Origin of the sequence: Streptomyces camelliae (assembly GCF_027625935.1) — a bacterium.
Lineage (GTDB): Bacteria > Actinomycetota > Actinomycetes > Streptomycetales > Streptomycetaceae > Streptomyces > Streptomyces camelliae.
The window spans coordinates 2,660,631-2,678,338 of record NZ_CP115300.1; the positions used below are offsets into that span (position 1 = coordinate 2,660,631).

At 73.9% G+C, this 17,708-nt stretch carries 13 protein-coding genes; 4 read left to right on the forward strand and 9 right to left on the reverse strand.

What is annotated here, in order from left to right; all coding sequences use genetic code 11:
- The first annotated feature begins 119 nt into the window (after nucleotides 1–119).
- Entirely contained in the window at nucleotides 120–3,392 is a 3,273-nt protein-coding gene (locus tag O1G22_RS11945) for an SCO5717 family growth-regulating ATPase (protein ID WP_270081345.1), read from the forward strand.
- Nucleotides 3,393–3,468: 76 nt separating this feature from the next.
- Here O1G22_RS11945 and O1G22_RS11950 read toward each other — a convergent pair whose 3' ends face one another.
- The 9 genes from O1G22_RS11950 to rimP form a co-directional block, all read right to left on the reverse strand.
- Nucleotides 3,469–4,419, reverse strand: a complete 951-nt coding sequence (locus O1G22_RS11950) for a bifunctional riboflavin kinase/FAD synthetase (protein ID WP_270081346.1) — start codon at nucleotides 4,417–4,419, stop codon at nucleotides 3,469–3,471.
- Between the two features lie 142 nt (nucleotides 4,420–4,561).
- Nucleotides 4,562–8,113, reverse strand: a complete 3,552-nt coding sequence (locus O1G22_RS11955) for a S1 family peptidase (RefSeq protein WP_270081347.1) — start codon at nucleotides 8,111–8,113, stop codon at nucleotides 4,562–4,564.
- Between the two features lie 253 nt (nucleotides 8,114–8,366).
- The gene (gene truB / locus O1G22_RS11960) at nucleotides 8,367–9,272 is read right to left on the reverse strand and encodes a tRNA pseudouridine(55) synthase TruB (RefSeq protein ID WP_270081348.1); all 906 of its coding nucleotides are present in this window, start codon (nucleotides 9,270–9,272) and stop codon (nucleotides 8,367–8,369) included.
- The gene (gene rbfA / locus O1G22_RS11965) at nucleotides 9,269–9,721 is read right to left on the reverse strand and encodes a 30S ribosome-binding factor RbfA (RefSeq protein WP_270081349.1); all 453 of its coding nucleotides are present in this window, start codon (nucleotides 9,719–9,721) and stop codon (nucleotides 9,269–9,271) included. Before rbfA ends, truB begins: the two co-directional genes overlap by 4 nt.
- Nucleotides 9,722–9,797: 76 nt before the next feature.
- On the reverse strand, nucleotides 9,798–10,091 hold the full coding sequence (locus tag O1G22_RS11970) for a DUF503 domain-containing protein (protein ID WP_225101316.1): 294 nt from the start codon (nucleotides 10,089–10,091) through the stop codon (nucleotides 9,798–9,800).
- A 185-nt stretch (nucleotides 10,092–10,276) separates the two neighbouring features.
- Nucleotides 10,277–13,357, reverse strand: a complete 3,081-nt coding sequence (infB, locus tag O1G22_RS11975; protein ID WP_270081350.1) for a translation initiation factor IF-2 — start codon at nucleotides 13,355–13,357, stop codon at nucleotides 10,277–10,279.
- A 147-nt stretch (nucleotides 13,358–13,504) separates the two neighbouring features.
- Nucleotides 13,505–13,801, reverse strand: a complete 297-nt coding sequence (locus O1G22_RS11980; protein ID WP_270086397.1) for a YlxR family protein — start codon at nucleotides 13,799–13,801, stop codon at nucleotides 13,505–13,507.
- Between the two features lie 101 nt (nucleotides 13,802–13,902).
- Entirely contained in the window at nucleotides 13,903–14,889 is a 987-nt protein-coding gene (gene nusA, locus O1G22_RS11985; RefSeq protein ID WP_270081351.1) for a transcription termination factor NusA, read from the reverse strand.
- A 2-nt stretch (nucleotides 14,890–14,891) separates the two neighbouring features.
- Nucleotides 14,892–15,410 (reverse strand): ribosome maturation factor RimP, encoded by a 519-nt coding sequence (gene rimP / locus O1G22_RS11990; RefSeq protein WP_270081352.1) that lies wholly within the window; start codon nucleotides 15,408–15,410, stop codon nucleotides 14,892–14,894.
- Between the two features lie 332 nt (nucleotides 15,411–15,742).
- Here rimP and O1G22_RS11995 point away from each other — a divergent pair, with 332 nt between their 5' ends.
- Genes O1G22_RS11995 through O1G22_RS12005 form a run of 3 tightly spaced genes read left to right on the forward strand, consistent with a single transcriptional unit; the run spans nucleotide 15,743 to nucleotide 17,706 of the window.
- The gene (locus tag O1G22_RS11995; RefSeq protein WP_270081353.1) at nucleotides 15,743–16,258 is read left to right on the forward strand and encodes a hypothetical protein; all 516 of its coding nucleotides are present in this window, start codon (nucleotides 15,743–15,745) and stop codon (nucleotides 16,256–16,258) included.
- Entirely contained in the window at nucleotides 16,255–16,761 is a 507-nt protein-coding gene (locus O1G22_RS12000; protein WP_270081354.1) for a ferritin-like domain-containing protein, read from the forward strand. Before O1G22_RS11995 ends, O1G22_RS12000 begins: the two co-directional genes overlap by 4 nt.
- Before the next feature lie 45 nt (nucleotides 16,762–16,806).
- Entirely contained in the window at nucleotides 16,807–17,706 is a 900-nt protein-coding gene (locus tag O1G22_RS12005; RefSeq protein ID WP_270081355.1) for an aminoglycoside phosphotransferase family protein, read from the forward strand.
- Nucleotides 17,707–17,708 lie beyond the last annotated feature (2 nt).

Here is a 17,708-nt window from a genome sequence, read left to right on the forward strand (position 1 = left end):
TGTCCAGGGGGAGGGCCGGCGGATCGGTCTGCCCCGAAAACGACTACGGACGACTCGGAACGACACGACATGGTCGCCCCGGCACGGCATGAGGGTGCTCGACCACACCAGGAGGAACTGTGAACAGCGATCGGGACGGGATCCGCGGGGGCTGGGACACACCCGACGACGACCAGACCGACGCGGAGTCCGCCATCGAGATGACGGGCGAGTTCACCATCGACTACGCGCCGCCCGCCTGGTACACGCAGAACGCGTCCGGCTCCACCGGCACGGCAGGCGGTGCGGGGGGCGCGGGCGGATTCACCGGCTCGACCGGCTCCGGTGACGCGGGGGCTGCGGGTGCTGCGGCCACGCCCGCGGTTCCGCCGTTCCCGGCGAACACTCCGGTTGCCGGGCCGACTCCGCCGCCTCCCGTCCCGCACCCGCAGCCCGTCGGCACCCCGCCGCAGGGCACTCCGTACGCGCCGCCGCAGGGCACCCCGTACGCTCCGCCGCAGGGCACCCCGTACGCTCCGCCGCCGCATCCGCCCGCGCCGGTGCAGGGGGCGGTGCAGGGGGCGCCCTTCGCGCCGCCGGTGCCGCCCGTGCAGCCTGCGCCGCCGGTGGGGAGTCCGATGCCGATGCCGCAGTTGCCGCAGGGGTTCGAGCCGCAGCAGCAGCCGGCCGTGCCGCCGGTCCAGCCCGAGGTCCCGGCGCCGGCGCCTGCCGTCGTACCTGAGCCGGAGACCAGCAACGGAGATCTGGAGAGCGGGGCCACCATGCGGTTCTCCGCCGTGGCACTGAAGCGCGAGATGGCCGAGATCGCCGAGCGCGCCGCGGCCGTCAAGAAGGAGGCCGAGGCCGTCGAGACCAGCGGTACGGATGCCGACGAGAGCACCCGTACCGAGGGCCCGGCGGAGGCTGAGCCGACTGCGGCTGCGGCTGCGGAGGCTTCCGCCGAGGGCGTGGAGAGCGTCGAGGGTTCGGGGGCCGGGGAGGCCGGGAGCGGTGCCGCCACGCGGGACGACGCCGTGGCCGGGGACGCCGGTTCGGACGGCTCCGCGGTCGGTGACGATTCGGAACAGGGTCAGGGCGAGGACGAGGACGGCAGCAGCCTCCGTCAGGCCGAGGATGCCGCTGATGTGTCCGGCCCCGCATCCGAGGACGAGGACAAGGGCGCGAGCGAGAGCGCAGGCGCGGGCGCGGGCGAGGCCGGAGACGCGGACGCCGTGTCGCGGCCGGAAGGCTCTGCCGACGGCTCCGACGCCAGCGCCTCGGAGCCCACGGACGCCGCCGCCCGGGGCGCCGAGGCGTCGAGCACTGCCGCCCCGGCCGACGCCCCCCAGGACGCCGTAACGCCCGCCGCTCCGGCCCCCCAGGACGCGCAGCCCGCTTGGACGCCGCCGCCCGCGCCGCAGGGTGTGCCGCCGCTGCCGCCCTCCTACCAGCCCGCTGCCCCGGCTCCGGCGGCCCAGTGGCCCGTGCAGCCCGGCCAGCCCGTGCCGCAGCAGCCCGCTCCCCTGCCGGGTCAGCAGCCGCCGTTCCAGCCGCAGGCCCCGCAGCCCGCGCCCGCCGCCTGGAATCAGCCCGGCCAGCCGGGCCAGCCCAACGCACCGCAGCCCGGACAGCCGGCCGCACCCCTGGCAGCACCTGGACCGCAGCCGCAGCCCCTGCCGCAGCCGCAGGGCTCCGCCGCACCCGGCGGTTACGGCTTCCCCCAGCCGCCCGCACCGCAGCCTGGCGCCAACGCTCAGACACAGCCGGGAGGTTACGGATTCCCGCAGCCGCCCACCGCCCAGCCGGACGCCAACGCTCAGGCACAGCCCGGTGGTTACGGATTCCCGCAGCCGCCCACCGCCCAGCCGGACGCCAACGCTCAGGCACAGCCCGGTGGTTACGGATTCCCGCAGCCGCCCACCGCCCAGCCGGACGCCAACGCTCAGGCACAGCCCGGTGGTTACGGATTCCCGCAGCCGCCCGCACCGCAGCCGAACCCCAACGGTCCTACGGTTCCCGGTGGTTACGGCTTCCCGCCACCGCAGGGCCAGGTGCCGCAGGCACCGCAGGTTCCTCAGCCCCCGCAGGCGCCGGTCGATCCGCGGACCGGTGCCGCGTGGCCGCAGCCGATCCAGCACGACCAGCGGCAGCCGACCAACCCCGGTGCGGCGCCGCTCGGTTACACCGCGGCGGTGGAGCTGTCCGCGGACCGGCTGCTCAACAACAAGAAGCAGAAGGCGAAGAGCGGGCGGCCCACGGCGGCGTCGAGTCGGTTCAAGCTCGGCGGCAAGAAGGAGGAGGCCGAGCGGCTGCGCAAGCTGGAGCTGATCCGTACGCCGGTGCTGTCCTGCTACCGGATCGCGGTCATCAGCCTCAAGGGCGGCGTGGGCAAGACCACGACGACCACCGCGCTCGGCTCCACGCTCGCCACCGAGCGGCAGGACAAGATCCTCGCGATCGACGCCAACCCGGACGCCGGTACGCTCGGGCGGCGCGTGCGGCGCGAGACCGGGGCCACCATTCGTGACCTCGTCCAGGCCATCCCGTATCTGAACTCGTACATGGACATCCGCCGGTTCACGTCCCAGGCGCCGTCCGGGCTCGAAATCATCGCCAACGACGTCGACCCGGCCGTGTCCACCACGTTCAACGACGAGGACTACCGGCGCGCGATCGACGTGCTCGGCCGCCAGTACCCGGTCATCCTGACCGACTCCGGCACCGGTCTGCTCTACAGCGCCATGCGTGGCGTGCTCGACCTCGCCGACCAGCTGATCATCATCTCGACGCCGTCCGTGGACGGTGCGAGCAGCGCCAGCACGACGCTGGACTGGCTGTCCGCGCACGGGTACGCCGACCTGGTCTCCCGGTCCCTCACGGTCATCTCCGGAGTCCGCGAGACCGGAAAGATGATCAAGGTCGAGGACATCGTGGCGCACTTCGAGACGCGGACCCGCGCGGTCGTGGTCGTGCCGTTCGACGAGCATCTGGCCGCCGGTGCCGAGGTCGACCTCGACATGATGCGGCCCCGGACGCGCGAGGCGTACTTCAACCTCGCCGCGCTGGTCGCCGAGGACTTCGTACGCCATCAGCAGTCGCACGGGCTGTGGACCAGCGACGGCAACCCGCCGCCGGTGGCCGCCCCGCCGATGCCGGGACAGCCGGTTCCCGGCCAGCCGATGCCCGGGCAGCCCATGCCGGGCCAGCCGTACCCGCCGCAGGTCCCGGGGCAGCCCTACCCGCCCCAGCAGGGACAGCCCGGTCAGCCGTACCCGCCGCAGGCCCCGGCCCCGGGGCAGCAGCCGTACGCGGGTCAGCAAGGACAGCCGGGTCAGCCGTACCCGCAGGCGCCCGGTCAGGAGCTGTACGGCTACCCCCAGCCCCCGCAGGGGCAGCAGCCGCCGCAGCAGTAGCCGCAGCGCAAAGGGCGGCCGGTGCTCGTCGCACCGGCCGCCCTTTCGTGTCGTACGAGGACGAGGACGAGGAGTGTTACTCCTCCTCCGCCGCCACGATCTCCCGGCACCGCTTCACATCCGCGGCCATCTGCTCCAGCAGGGCCTCCAGCGAGTCGAACTTCGCCTGGCCGCGCACGTACGCGAGGAAGTCGACGGCGACGTGCAGGCCGTACAGGTCGAGGCCGACGCGGTCGATGGCGTACGCCTCCACCGTGCGCTCGGTGCCCTCGAATTGCGGGTTCGTGCCGACCGAGATCGCGGCCGGCATCACCTCGCCCTGCGCGTGCAGAAAACCGGCGTAGACGCCGTCGGCGGGGATGGCGGTGTGAGGCAGGGTCTCCACGTTGGCGGTGGGGAAGCCGAGCTCCCGGCCGCGCTGGGCGCCGCGTACGACCACGCCCTCGACGCGGTGCGGGCGGCCCAGGATCTCGCGGGCGCCCTCGACGTCGCCCTCGGCGACCAGGCAGCGGGTCAGGGTCGAGGAGAACGGCTTGCCGCCGCCCGCCTCACCGGTGACGTACAGGTCGACGACCTCGACCTCGAAGTCGTACGTCTTGCCCTGCTCGGCGAGGAACTCGACGTTGCCCGCGGCCTTGTGGCCGAAGCGGAAGTTCGGGCCCTCCACGACCGCCTTGGCGTGCAGCTTGTCCACCAGGACCTTCACCACGAAGTCTGCGGGCGACAGCTTCGAGAACTCGGTGGTGAAGGGGAGGATGAGGACCGCGTCCACGCCCAGCTCCGCCATCAGTTCGGCCCGGCGGTGGTGCGGGGCGAGCAGCGGCGGGTGGCTGCCGGGGCGGACGACCTCGCTGGGGTGCGGGTCGAAGGTGACGACGACGGCCGGCACGCCCAGCTCGCGGGCGCGGTCCACGGCGTGCTTGATGATCAGCTGGTGGCCGCGGTGGACGCCGTCGTAGGAACCGATGGTGACGACGCTGCGCCCCCAGTCCTGGGGGATGTCCTCCAAGCCACGCCAGCGCTGCACTGTGACCGCTCCTCGAACCCGTGTCCGTATTGATTCTCAAGACATGTGCAGGTCTAAGGGTGCCATGCCGGGTGCCTCCGCCCCGCATCGGTGTCGAGGCTGTGACCGGGCGCACGTTCACGGCACCTCTGGCACGCACCGGTCACGCCGGTACGCGCACGCCGGCCAGGTTCTCCAGGGTGCGGCGGGTGCTCGGGCCCACCACGGCGGCCCAGTCGTCCGGGGTGTCGGTGAGCCAGCGGGCCATCAGCGTGGCGAAGCCGGGCACGTGCCGGCCCAGGTCGACCAGGCCGCGGTCGAAGCGGGTGGCGCCCTCGGGGGTGCGGACCAGGAGCAGGCCGGTGCGGTGGACGAGCCCGCGGATCTCCTCCTCCGGGCGCTCGCCGTGCGCGGCCGCCGCGTGCAGGACGGCGTCCAGGACGGACGGCTCCTGTTCGCGGGCCAGCAGGATCTCCAGCAGCTCGCGGCGCAGCGGCCGGGAGGCGGGGGTGCCCGGGGCGGCCAGGACGGAGGCGAGGGCGGCGCGGAGCGGTTCCGGGCCGTGTCCGTCGTCGAGGAGGCCGGTGACGAGCGGCAGCAGGACGGGGCGAGCGGTAGGGCCCTGCTCCAGCCGGCGGTCGACGTGGGCGGCGAGCCGGCCGGCGAGGAGTCCCGCGGTCTCCGGGCGCTGCCGTACGGCCGCCCGGGCGAGGGCGGCGACCCTGCAGGCGAGGGCGGGGGGCGTGGCGTCGACGAGGGTGTGCAGGGCCTCCGCCGGGTCCGGGGCGTGCAGGCGGGCGGCGAACGCCTCCAGGACCGGTTCGGGGTGGGTGGCGAGGGCGGGGGCCAGGGCGCCGGGCGGGAGGTGCGGGTCGCCGTCGGTGAAGTGCCGCAGGGCCGCTGCCAGGTGCTGCTCCCGGGTGTGCGGGTCGTGGACCAGCAGGGCGAGGGCGCCGCCGTGCAGGGTGCGGTCGGCGGGGCGGGCGAGCACGGCGAGGGCGCAGTGGCGCAAGCGCTCGCGGTCGGCCTCCGTGCGCGCGTGCGGGGCCGCGCGCAGCCCGAACGCCACGGCCGCCGCCCGGCGCGCGGGGCGCTCGTCGTGCGCCCAGCGGTCGACGGCCCGGCACACGGCCGACGGCTCGTCCTCGGCGAGCGTGGCGAGCAGTTCGTCGGCGCGCCGGTGGGCGGCGGCCACCAGGAGGTCGGTGAGGGTGTCCGGCGCGCCGTGCCGGTGGGTGTGCAACAGCGCCTGCGCGGCGGTCGCGACGGTGGCGTGCGGGGTCGCGGGCAGGGGCCGTTCGTCGTCGAACCAGCGGATCAGCTCCGGCTGGACGACGGCGGGTGCGGCGGCGAGCAGCCCGGCCACGGCGTCGAGGTGGCGTCCGCCGGGCCCCGGGGCCGCCTGGTCGGCCAGCACGAGCCGGCGCAGCAGGTCCAGCCGTTCGGCGTCCGGGAGGGGCAGCTCGGTCCAGAAGACGGGCGCGAACTCGGCCGGTACGGGCCGCCGCGCCCGGCTCCAGGCCACGATCCGGTCGGCGAGCAGGCGCAGCACCTCGGTGTACGGCGTCGCGTCCGGGACCTGCAGGAGCGTGCGGGCGAGCAGCCGGGCGGCCCACCAGGAGCCGGGGTCCTGGTCCAGGGCGTCGGTCAAGTCGCGTAGCCGCGCCGCGAGTTGGCGGGAGCCGTGCTGCCTCGCCAGGAGCAGCAGGGCCTGGACGACGGGGCCGACGCGATGGTGCGGGACGGGGACGGGGGCCGGCTGCCGGGGCGTGTGGGGGCGGTGGACCAGGGCGTGCAGGGCCTCGTCCAGGTCGAGGTGCATGCCCTGGATCCAGTCGGCGAGCTCCTCGTGCGCGAAGCGGTAGCCGGTGCCGGCCGGGACGAGCAGGCCCTCGGTGAGGACGGCGGACGCCCAGCCGGTGCCGCCGCCGAGCCGCGCCGGGGCGGGTCCCCAGGGGAACACCGCCTCGAACGACTCCCGGTCCAGCTCGCCCTGCCCGGGCCCGAGGCTGCGTCGCGCGGCCTCGTGCACCTGCCCGGCGACCCGCGCGGCGAGCCGGCGTACGGCCGTACCCCGCAGTCCGCTCTCGGCGGCGAGGCGCACCGCGATGCGCAGACACATCAGGTCCAGGTGGGCCGCGAACACCTCGTGCCGGTCGACGGGCCCGGCGGCGGCCGGGGCGTCCGGAGTGGCGGCGCGGACCTCGGACAGCAGCCGGAGCGCGAGCGGATGCCGGGCGTCACGCTCGGCCAGGGCGCCCTCCGGGATGCCGTACCGGGCACGGACCCGCCGGGCCTCGTCGGGGGTGAGGGCGGTCAGGCGGACGCAGGGTGGGAGGAGGGGCGTGGGGGTGGTGGCGAGGCCGGCCGGCGGAGCCTGCGCGCCGCGCGGCGCGTGCAGCAGATCCGGTGGGAAGCCCGCTCCGGCCCGCTCCCAGTACTCCTCCCGGCAGGCCACCACCAGGTGGGTGCCGGTCTCGCGGAGCCAGGCGGTCGTGCCCTGGATCCATTCGGCCAGGCGGTGGGCCAGGACGGGGGGCATCTCCTCGGGGCCGTCCAGCAGGAGGAGCAGGGGGCGGCCGGCCGTCGCGGCGAGGTGGGCCACGCGCTCGGGGGTGTGGTCGCCGAGGTCGGCGGGGTGGCCGCCGCGTGCGGCGGCGACGATACGGGCGGCGCGCTCCAGGGTGCGGCGGGCCGCGTCGGCCACGGAGCCGTCGGCGTCCGCCAGGTCGGCGCCGCGCAGCCACAGCGTGGGCGCGGGCCGCTCGGTACGGGCCCGGCGTGCGGCCAGGGCCGCGAGCTCCGTCGTACGGCCGCTGCCCGGGGCGCCGACGAGGGCGAGTACCCTCCGGTCGCCGTCCGTGAAGGCCGCCAACTCCCTTGCCGGGAGGGCGCGTTCGACGGGCTCCGGGCCGGACTGCGGGACGGCCTGGCCGACCGAGGTGGCGGTCAGCTCCAGGATGCCGGCCGGGTTGAGGTCGGCGCCGTAGGCGGGCACGGTCGCCGCGTTGCGGGCGAGCAGCTCGCCGAGGGGGCCGTCGGCGGGCCGCAGCGGGACCGCGAAGGCCGCGTCGCGCTGCGCGGAGTGCAGGGCCGTGCCGACGACGCCGAGGACCGCGCCGGTCCGCGCGTCCAGCACCGGTGCGCCCGCCGCGCCGCCGCCGAGCCGCAGCGCGTCCCGGCCGCCGGTGCCGATGGCCAGCTCCAGCGCGTCCTGGAGCAGATGGAAGCGGTCGGTGGCGGTGTACGTCGCCTCGGTGGCGGCCAGCACCCGCGCCTGACGCCAGCAGCCCGCGGGGAGCCGTACATACGTACCGGCGTCGATCCGCTCCCGCACGGTCAGCGGCAGCGGGACCAGGCCCAGCCCCTCGGTGCGGATGAGGGCCAGGTCACGGTCGGGCAGCGGGATGACGGCGGAGGCGTCCACGACACGGACGCGCTCGCCCGTGCCCTCGTCGGCGGCGTGCAGCACGAGCCGGGGCAGACCGTCGACGGCCTCGTGGCTGGTGAGCAGGGTGCCGTCGTGATCGGCGAGGAAACCGATGCCCCGGGGGCGGCCGGCCAGGTCGCGGATCTGGACCAGCGCGGGAGTGGGGTCGGGCGGAGCGTGAGGCGGGGCGGGGGTGCGGCCGGTGCCGTCCGGCGTTTCCCGTTCCCCCGTACCGTCCGCCGGCTCCCCGCGACCGCTTCCGGTGCGCGGGCCCCGTCCCGCCATGCCGTACCTCCCCGCCCGTACCCGTGCCCTGTGCACGACGGTAGGCGCGCGGTGATCGGCGCGACAGATCGCGTGGCGAACGCGCCCCCGTCCGCTCCCCCGGTTCACTCCGAGCGCCTGCCCGGACGGGTGAATAGGCGGGTGCCGCTGGATAACCCTAGAGGTGGGGGAACCGAGGGGGGACCGTGGAGCGGCGGCAGGGGCCCGCCCCGTGGCCGGCCGCCGCTCCACGGGCGACACGCAAGCATCCGTCTCAGCCGAAGACGGCCAGGCTCTTGGCCTTGCCCTTCTGTTCCTCGACGAGCGCCAGGAAGCGTTCCTCGGTGTCGAAGACGGCGACGGGGCCGGCGCCCGCGTACGCGTCGGGCATCTCCAGCCGGACGCCGTTCAGCAGCAGCCGGGCCCGCCTGGCGTCCACCTGCCAGCGCGGAAAGGCAGCCGAGGCGGCCTCGGCGACCGGCATCACGGTCAGCTCCTGCTGGAGCTGGTCCAGCGTCTTCGCCGCGTCCAGCTTGTACGGCCCGACGCGCGTCCGGCGCAGCGCGGTGAGGTGGCCGCCGACGCCGAGGTCGGCGCCCAGGTCGCGGGCGAGGGCACGGATGTAGGTGCCGGAGGAGCAGACGACCGAGACGACCAGGTCGAGGACCTGGGTGCCGTCCTCGGCGACCGCGTCCCGGACGTCGTACACCGTGAAGGAGGAGACCGTCACCGGGCGGGCCGGGATCGCGAAGTCCTCGCCCTCGCGGGCCCGCTTGTACGACCGCACGCCGTCGATCTTGATGGCGCTGACCTTGGACGGCACCTGCATGATGTCGCCGGTCAGCTTGGCGATGCCGGTGTCGATGGCGTCCCGGGTCACCTTGGAGGCGTCGGCGGACGAGGTGATCTCGCCCTCGGCGTCGTCGGTGACCGTGTTCTGGCCCAGGCGGATGGTGCCCAGGTACTCCTTCTCGGTCAGCGCGAGGTGACCGAGGAGCTTGGTGGCGCGCTCGACACCGAGGACCAGGACGCCGGTCGCCATCGGGTCGAGGGTGCCGGCGTGGCCGACGCGGCGGGTCCGGGCGATCCCGCGCATCTTGGCGACCACGTCGTGCGAAGTGAAACCCGACGGCTTGTCGACGATGACGAGGCCGTCGGGCGGGGTGGGCTTGCTGGTCATTCGGCGCTGTCGTCCGTCTCCTCGTCGGCACCCGGCTTCTTGTACGGGTCCGCCTCACCGGCGTACGTGGCGCCCGCGGACGCCTCGCGCACCGCGGCGTCGGACTGCCGGGCCCGGTCGAGGAGGTCCTCGATGGTCCGGGCGGTGTCCGGCAGAGCGTCTGCGACGAAGGTCAGGGTCGGCGTGAACTTCACGCCGGCGGCCCTGCCGACCTCCGACCGGAGGATGCCCTTGGCGCTCTCCAGACCGGCGGCTGCGGCCTGCCGCTCCTCGTCGTCGCCGTAGACCGTGTAGAAGACGGTCGCCTCCCGCAGGTCACCCGTGACCCGGGTGTCCGTGATGGTGACGTGCGAGCCGAGCCGCGGGTCCTTGATCCCGCGCTGCAGCTTCTGGGCCACCACCTCTCGGATGAGGTCCGCCAGCCTTTTCGCCCGCGCGTTGTCGGCCACTGGTCCGTCTCCCGTTCTTTCTTCTTCTTGCGTTCTGTGCTCGGTCGTCGGCGTTCCGTCGGTCAGCCGTCGGCGTTCAGTCGTCTTCGCCGTGGAAACGGCGTCGTACCGACAGCAGTTCCACCTCGGGGCGGCCGGCGACCAGCCGTTCGCACCGGTCGAGTACGTCGCTCAGGTGCCCGGCGTCGCCGGAGACCATCGCCAGGCCGATGCAGGCCCTGCGATGGAGGTGCATGTGGTCCACCTCGGCCGCGCTCACCGCGTACTTCCGCTGGAGTTCGGCCACGATCGGGCGGACGACGGAGCGCTTCTCCTTCAGCGAGTGGACGTCGCCGAGGAGGAGGTCGAAGGACAGAGTCCCCACGTACATGTGTATAGCCGGTTCACCCGCCGGTACGGGATCGATGGCCCCTTGGCCGTATGGCCGGGGACATCAAGAACGGTACCGCGTACCCGCCGGTGGCTCGACAGGGTTTACGCGGCACCCTTGGCTGCGCGGAACGGGGCGCTGGCCGGCGGAACAGCGTTCCGCCGGCCAGCGCGAACCGTGGGCCGTTACGCCCGCGGCTTCTCCCGCATCTCGTACGTCGCGATGACGTCGTCGACCTTGATGTCGTTGTAGTTTCCGAGGTTGATACCGCCCTCGAAGCCTTCGCGGATCTCGGTGACGTCGTCCTTGAAGCGACGCAGGCCCTCGATGTTGAGGTTCTCCGCGACCACCTTGCCGTCGCGGATGAGGCGCGCCTTGGTGTTGCGCTTGACCTCGCCCGACCGGATGAGGACACCGGCGATGTTGCCCAGCTTGGACGACTTGAAGACCTCGCGGATCTCCGCCGTACCGAGCTCGACCTCTTCGTACTCCGGCTTGAGCATGCCCTTGAGGGCCGCCTCGATCTCCTCGATCGCCTGGTAGATGACCGAGTAGTACCGGACGTCCACGCCCTCGCGCTCGGCCATCTGCGCCGCGCGGCCGGCCGCGCGGACGTTGAAGCCGATCACGATGGCGTCGGAGCCCATCGCCAGGTCGATGTCCGACTCCGTGACCGCACCGACACCGCGGTGCAGGACGCGGATGTCGACCTCTTCGCCGACGTCCAGCTGGAGCAGGGAGGACTCAAGCGCCTCGACCGAACCAGAAGCGTCACCCTTGATGATCAGGTTCAGCTGCTGGACCTCGCCGGCCTTGAGCACCTTGTCCAGGTCCTCCAGCGACACGCGGCGCGTGCGCTTGGCGAACGCGGCGTTGCGCTCACGAGCGGCGCGCTTCTCCGCGATCTGGCGGGCCGTACGGTCCTCCTCGACCACGAGGAAGTTGTCGCCCGCACCCGGGACGTTGGTCAGGCCGAGGACCTGGACCGGCGTCGAGGGGCCGGCCTCGGCGACGTTGTTGCCGTTGTCGTCGAGCATGGCGCGGACGCGACCGTAGGCGTCGCCCACGACCATCGTGTCGCCGACCCGCAGGGTGCCTCGCTGGACGAGGACCGTCGCCACGGCACCGCGGCCGCGGTCGAGACGGGACTCGATCGAGATGCCCTGCGCGTCCTGGGCCGGGTTGGCCCGCAGGTCGAGCGAGGCGTCGGCGGTGAGGACCACGGCCTCCAGCAGCGAGTCGATGTGCAGACCCTGCTTGGCGGAGATGTCGACGAACATCGTGTCGCCGCCGTACTCCTCGGCCACCAGGCCGTACTCGGTCAGCTGACCGCGCACCTTGGTCGGGTCGGCACCCTCGACGTCGATCTTGTTGACCGCGACGACGATCGGGACGTCGGCCGCCTTGGCGTGGTTGAGCGCCTCGACCGTCTGCGGCATGACGCCGTCGTTGGCCGCGACGACCAGGATCGCGATGTCGGTCGACTTCGCACCACGCGCACGCATGGCGGTGAACGCCTCGTGACCCGGGGTGTCGATGAAGGTGATCTTGCGCTCTTCGTCGTTGACCTCGGTCGAGACCTGGTAGGCACCGATGTGCTGGGTGATGCCGCCGGCCTCGCCCGCGATGACGTTCGTCTTGCGGATGGCGTCGAGCAGGCGGGTCTTGCCGTGGTCGACGTGACCCATGACGGTGACGACCGGCGGACGGACCACCAGGTCCTCCTCGTCGCCCTCGTCCTCGCCGAACTCGATGTCGAAGGACTCCAGGAGCTCGCGGTCCTCCTCCTCGGGGCTGACGATCTGAACCGCGTAGTTCATCTCGTCGGCGAGGAGCTGCAGGGTCTCGTCGGAGACGGACTGCGTGGCGGTGACCATCTCGCCGAGGTTCATCATGACCGCGACGAGCGACGCCGGGTTGGCGTTGATCTTCTCCGCGAAGTCGGTGAGCGACGCGCCGCGGGAGAGACGGATGGTCTCGCCGTTGCCGCGCGGCAGCATCACGCCGCCGACGCTCGGGGCCTGCATGGCCTCGTACTCCTGGCGCCGCTGCCGCTTCGACTTGCGGCCACGACGGGCCGGACCGCCGGGACGGCCGAAGGCGCCCTGCGTGCCACCGCGGCCACCGGGACCGCCGGGACGGCCGCCGAAGCCGGGACGGCCACCGCCGCCACCGCCGGGACCACCACCGGGACGACCGGCGAAGCCACCGCCGGCACCGGCACCGGGACCACCGGGACGACCGGCGAAGCCGCCACCGCCGCCACCGGGACGAGCGAAGCCGCCGCCACCCGGACGACCGCCGCCGCCACCGGGACGACCGCCGGCACCGGGACCGCGGCCACCGGGACCACCGCCACCGGGACGCGGGCCGGCAGCGGGACGCTGCGGCATCATGCCGGGGTTCGGACGCGGACCGGCCGGGCCGGGACGCGGGCCGCCCTGCGGACGGGGCATACCGGCCGGCGACGGACGGGCACCGCCCGGAGCCTGCGGACGCGGACCGCCGCCCTGCTGACCGGGCGCCTGCGGACGGGGACCGGCGCCGGGGGCACCGGGACCGCCGTGGCCGCCAGGACGGGGGCCACCCTGCGGGCGCGGGGCCTGCGGGCGGGCCATGCCGGTGGAGCCACCGGAGGTGAAGGGGTTGTTACCCGGACGCGGACCGGCCGGACGGGCACCCGGACGCGGGGCCTGACCACCGGGACGCGAGGCACCCTGACCCGGACGGGCCTGGCCCTGGCCGGGCGCACCCGGACGGGCGCCACCGGGCTTCGGGGCACCCGGACGGGCGCCGGGACGCGGACCCTGCGCGGCCGGGGCCTGCGGGGTCTGAGCGGCCGGGGCGGCCGGCGGAGCGGTGAACTCCGGGGCGGCCGGCGCCGGACGCGGCGCGGGCTTGGGACCCGGCACCGGACGCGGGCCGGGAGCCGGCGCGGCCGGGGCGGGAGCCGACGGGGTGACCGGCTGCTGGGCAGCGGGCGCCGTCGGAGGCTTGGGGGCTGCCGGCCTCGGGGCAGCAGGACGTGCCGCCTGCACCGGAGAGGGCGCGGCGGGCTTGGGGGCAGCCTTGCGCGGGGCGGGCTTGCCGGCGGACTTGCCGTTGCCACCGCCCTGGAAGGCGTCGGTCAGCTTGCGTACAACCGGCGCTTCGATCGTCGAAGACGCCGAACGGACGAATTCACCGAGTTCCTGGAGCTTGGCCATGACGACCTTGCTCTCAACGCCGAACTCCTTGGCGAGTTCGTAGACCCGGACCTTAGCCACTTCGCTCCTTTGAGGTCCGGGTTGAAGCCGGACCGTCGCTAGTTCATGGGCGTACTCATCGCGTACTCATCGAGTGCTCATCGCAATCTCGACCTGCTTTCGACTCGCGAGGTACCAGGCCGCACGGGGGGTTCCGCACGGCACGTCTTACGGTGTTGCCTCCTCGGCAACTGTTGTCTGCTCGACGTATCGACGCAACGCCTTTGTGTCGAGCGGCCCCGGGGCGCGCAGTGCCCGCGGGAACGCCCGGCGGCGAACCGCCTGGTCGAGACAGACCAGGGCGGGGTGTACATAGGCACCCCGGCCGGGCAGCGTACCGCGAGGATCGGGGGCGCATGCGTCCTCGATCCTCACGATCCGCAGGAGATCGTCCTTGGCCGCCCGCTCCCGGCACCCCACACAGGTGCGTTCAGGGCAGACTCCGGTGTGCGTCCGGCCAGACACAGTCAAGTCTACCTCCCCGTACCGACCTCACCCCTTTGGGGCAAAGATCGAACGGCTGTTGTCGTGATCTCAGCGGCCTGCGGCTGGGATTTATTCCCCGCCTACTCCCCGGCCTGCTCGGTGTCGGGCCGGATGTCGATGCGCCAGCCGGTGAGGCGGGCGGCGAGGCGGGCGTTCTGCCCCTCCTTGCCGATCGCCAGCGACAGCTGGTAGTCCGGCACGGTCACCCGGGCGGAGCGGGAGGCGAGGTCGACGACCTCCACCTTGCTCACCCGAGCGGGTGACAGGGCGTTCGCCACCATCTCCGCCGGGTCGTCCGACCAGTCGACGATGTCGATCTTCTCGCCGTTCAGCTCGCCCATCACGTTGCGCACCCGGCCGCCCATCGGGCCGATGCAGGCGCCCTTGGCGTTCAGACCCGAACGGGTGGACCGTACGGCGATCTTGGTGCGGTGGCCGGCCTCGCGGGCGATCGCCGCGATCTCGACCGACCCGTCGGCGATCTCCGGCACCTCCAGGGCGAAGAGCTTCTTCACCAGGTTGGGGTGCGTCCGGGACAGGGTCACCGAGGGGCCGCGCACGCCCTTCGCCACGCGAACGACGTACGACCGCAGGCGCATGCCGTGCGGGTAGGTCTCGCCGGGCACCTGCTCCTGCACCGGCAGGATGGCCTCCAGCTTGCCGATGTCGACCAGCACGTTCTTCGGGTCGCGGCCCTGCTGGACCACGCCGGTGACGATGTCGCCCTCGCGGCCCGCGTACTCACCGAGCGTGGCGTCGTCCTCGGCGTCGCGCAGGCGCTGCAGGATCACCTGCTTGGCGGTGGTGGCGGCGATGCGTCCGAAGCCCGACGGGGTGTCGTCGAACTCGCGCGCCTCCTGCCCCTCCTCCAGGTCCTCGGGGTCCTCCTTCGCCCACACGGTCACATGCCCGGTCTCCCGGTTGAGCTCCACGCGCGCGTGTCGGCGGCTTCCCTCGGTGCGGTGGTAGGCGATGAGGAGGGCCGACTCGATCGCCTCGACCAGCAGGTCGAAGGAGATCTCCTTCTCCCTGACCAAGCCCCGCAGGGCGCTCATGTCGATGTCCACGGCTACGCCTCCTCCTCTTCCTTCATGTCTTTCTTGTCCGTCTTGTCTTTGCGGCTGAACTCGACCTGCACGCGCGCCTTGGCGATCTCCGGGAAGGCGAGGCGGCGGGTGGTGGCCTTGCGGCCCTTCGCCCCGGGGACCTCCAGGTCCACGCCCTCGTCGTCGACGTCCAGGATCCGGGCGACCAGCTCGCCGCCCTCGGTCAGCTGGAACTTCACGAGCCGGTCCGTGGCGCGCACGAAGTGCCGCTGCTCGGTGAGGAGGCGCTCCGCGCCGGGGGTGCCGACCTCCAGGTCGTACGCCGCGTCGCCCATCGCGTCGGTCTCGTCGAGCTTCGCCGAGAGCGCACGGCTCACATCGGCGATGGCGTCCAGATCGGCTCCGGTGTCGGAGTCGACGACCACACGCAGCACCCGCTTGCGTCCGACGGAGTCCACGGCGATCTCTTCGAGATCCAGCCCCTGGGAGGTGACGAGCGGTTCCAGCAGCTCTCGCAGCCTCTCGCTCTGGGTGGTGCTCATCCGGGTGACTCCTCGGCCGCGTGTGCTGTTGTGGGATGGGTCGCGTGTCTGGTCAAAGGGTATCCGGTCGCGGGGAGTGATGCGTGCTGCCTCCGGCGGGGGGCCGGTGCGCCTTCGAGCTCGGTGGGCTGGGGTTTTCGAGCGGGTGCGGGTTGTGGGGTTGTGGGGGCTGTTCGCGCCCACGCGGCGGAGCCGCATATCGATACAGCCCGCGCCCCTTGGGCGGGTCCACTGAGCCGGTGACATCAGGCGCGGGGGTGCGCGGGTACCGTGATCACGGCGGATCACCTTCCTGTCCGTGTGTTCGTACGAGGCCCCCGAGGACGTCAGCCGTGCCGTACCCCTCACCTTTGCGTGCCCCCTCGGGGCCGCGCAGAAGATCCCTGCTCGCCTCGGCCGCCGGGGCCGCCCTGCTGACGGGCTGCACGAGTGGTCCGGACTCCGGCGGCGACGGGAGCTCCTCGGTGCTCTCGCGGGCACGCGCGCGTGCGGCGCGGGACAGTGCGGGGCTGCTGGCGCGGTACGACGCCGTGCTCGCCGCGTATCCGGGGCTCGCGGAGCGGCTGCGGCCGCTGCGGGCCCAGGTGGCGGCGCACGTGCAGGCGTTCACGGACGGTACGGCGCCCACGCCCGCCCCCGCGAAGTCCTCGGCCTCCCCCTCCCCCGCGCCGGCCGTGCCGGCCACCGGGAAGGCCGCCCTCGCCGCACTGGCCGGCGCCGAGCGCACCCTCGCCGATCAGCGGGCCAAGGCCCTGCTGGACGTGCCGGGCGAGCTGGCGCGGCTGCTGGCGTCGGTGGCGGCGGCCGGGGCCGCGCACGCGTATCTGCTGACCGAGGGGGCCAAGTGAGTGACGAGGCGAAGAAGGCCGAGCTGACCGCGTTGCAGGCGGCGCTGGCGGCCGAGCACGCGGCCGTGTACGGGTACGGCGTCGTCGGCGGGCGGATCGCCGCGGCGCGCCGGAGCGAGGCGCGGGCGGCATGGGACGCCCACCGGGCCCGCCGGGACGCGCTGGTGCGTGAGGTGCGCGATCTGGGCGGCGAGCCGGTCGCTGCGGACGCCGCGTACGCGCTGCCGTTCCCGGTGCCGGACTCGGCGGCCGCGGTACGGCTCGCCGCGCGGCTGGAGGAGCGGCTGGCCGGGGTGTACGCGGACCTGGTGCGGGCGGCGACGGGCGCGCGGCGCGGCTCGGCCGCCGGGGCGCTGCGGGAGGCCGCGGTGCGCGCGGTGCGCTGGAGCGGGGAGAGCGTAACCTTCCCTGGGCTCGCCGAGCGGGCCGCTGAGAACGGGGGGACGACCGGGACGGGTGCGGCCGGTACGGCGCCGTCGGCCTCCGCCTCGACGACACCCTGACCCGCCCCCTACGGCACGACCCGGACTGGAAGGAAACGCTCGCGCATGGCTTTCGAACCGCCGCCCCGCCTGATCCGGGCGCTCGGTGAGACGGCACCGGACGGCGACGGCTGGCTGGCGGAGCTGCCCGCAACCGCCGAACGGACCGTCGCCGGGCTGGAGTTGACCGTGGAGCGGGTGCAGTTGCCGGGCGGTCGCAGCAGCCTGGTGCTGCTGGTGCGGCGGGCGGACGGCACCCCGGCCGTGCTGAAGCTGGCCCCGCCCCGGGCCCGCCCGGAAAGTGAGCGGGCGGCGCTGGCGCACTGGGGTGGTCTGGGCGCCGTACAGCTGCTGGAGGCCGGGGGCGAGGAGGGCGTGCTGCTGCTGGAGCGGCTGCACCCGGATGTGTCGGTGCGGTCGCTGCCGGAGGCGAAGGCGCTGCTGGAGGCGGCGGGGACGCTGCGCCGGCTGTGGGTCGAGCCGCCGGCGGGGCATGTCTTCGAGACGGTCGCCGAGCGCACCGGGCGGCAGGCGGCGGCGATGCGGGCGGGCGCGGAGGCCGACCCGGAGGCGGCGCCGCTGGTCGACGCGGCGCTCGCGGCCCGCGAGGAGCTGCTGGCCGCGCCGCCTGAGCACCGGTTGCTGCACGGCACGTTCCGGCAGAGCAAGGTGCTGTCCGGGGAGCGGATGCCGTGGCTGGCGGTGGGTCCGGATCCCGTGGTCGGCGAGTGCGCCTTCGATCTGGCGCGGCTGGTGCGGGACCGGGTGGAGGACCTGATCGCGACGCCGTCCGGCGCGAGTGCCGTCCGACGGCGGATCAAGCGGCTGTCGGAGTCGCTGGAGGTCGATCAGGACCGGTTGCGGGGGTGGACCCTCTTCCGGGCGGTGGAGTCCGGTGTGCGGGCACGAAGGGTCGGCCGTGAGAAGGATGCGGAACTTCTGCTGGAGTTCGCCGGGTGGCTGTGAGG

Bases quoted from the DNA above. Each gene is read 5' to 3' on its own strand.
- O1G22_RS11955 (WP_270081347.1), bottom strand. From the start codon at position 8,113: ATGGCGGGACGGGGCCCGCGCACCGGAAGCGGTCGCGGGGAGCCGGCG.
- truB (WP_270081348.1), bottom strand. From the start codon at position 9,272: ATGACCAGCAAGCCCACCCCGCCCGACGGCCTCGTCATCGTCGACAAG.
- O1G22_RS11970 (WP_225101316.1), bottom strand. From the start codon at position 10,091: ATGTACGTGGGGACTCTGTCCTTCGACCTCCTCCTCGGCGACGTCCAC.
- rimP (WP_270081352.1), bottom strand. From the start codon at position 15,410: ATGAGCACCACCCAGAGCGAGAGGCTGCGAGAGCTGCTGGAACCGCTC.
- O1G22_RS12005 (WP_270081355.1), top strand. From the start codon at position 16,807: ATGGCTTTCGAACCGCCGCCCCGCCTGATCCGGGCGCTCGGTGAGACG.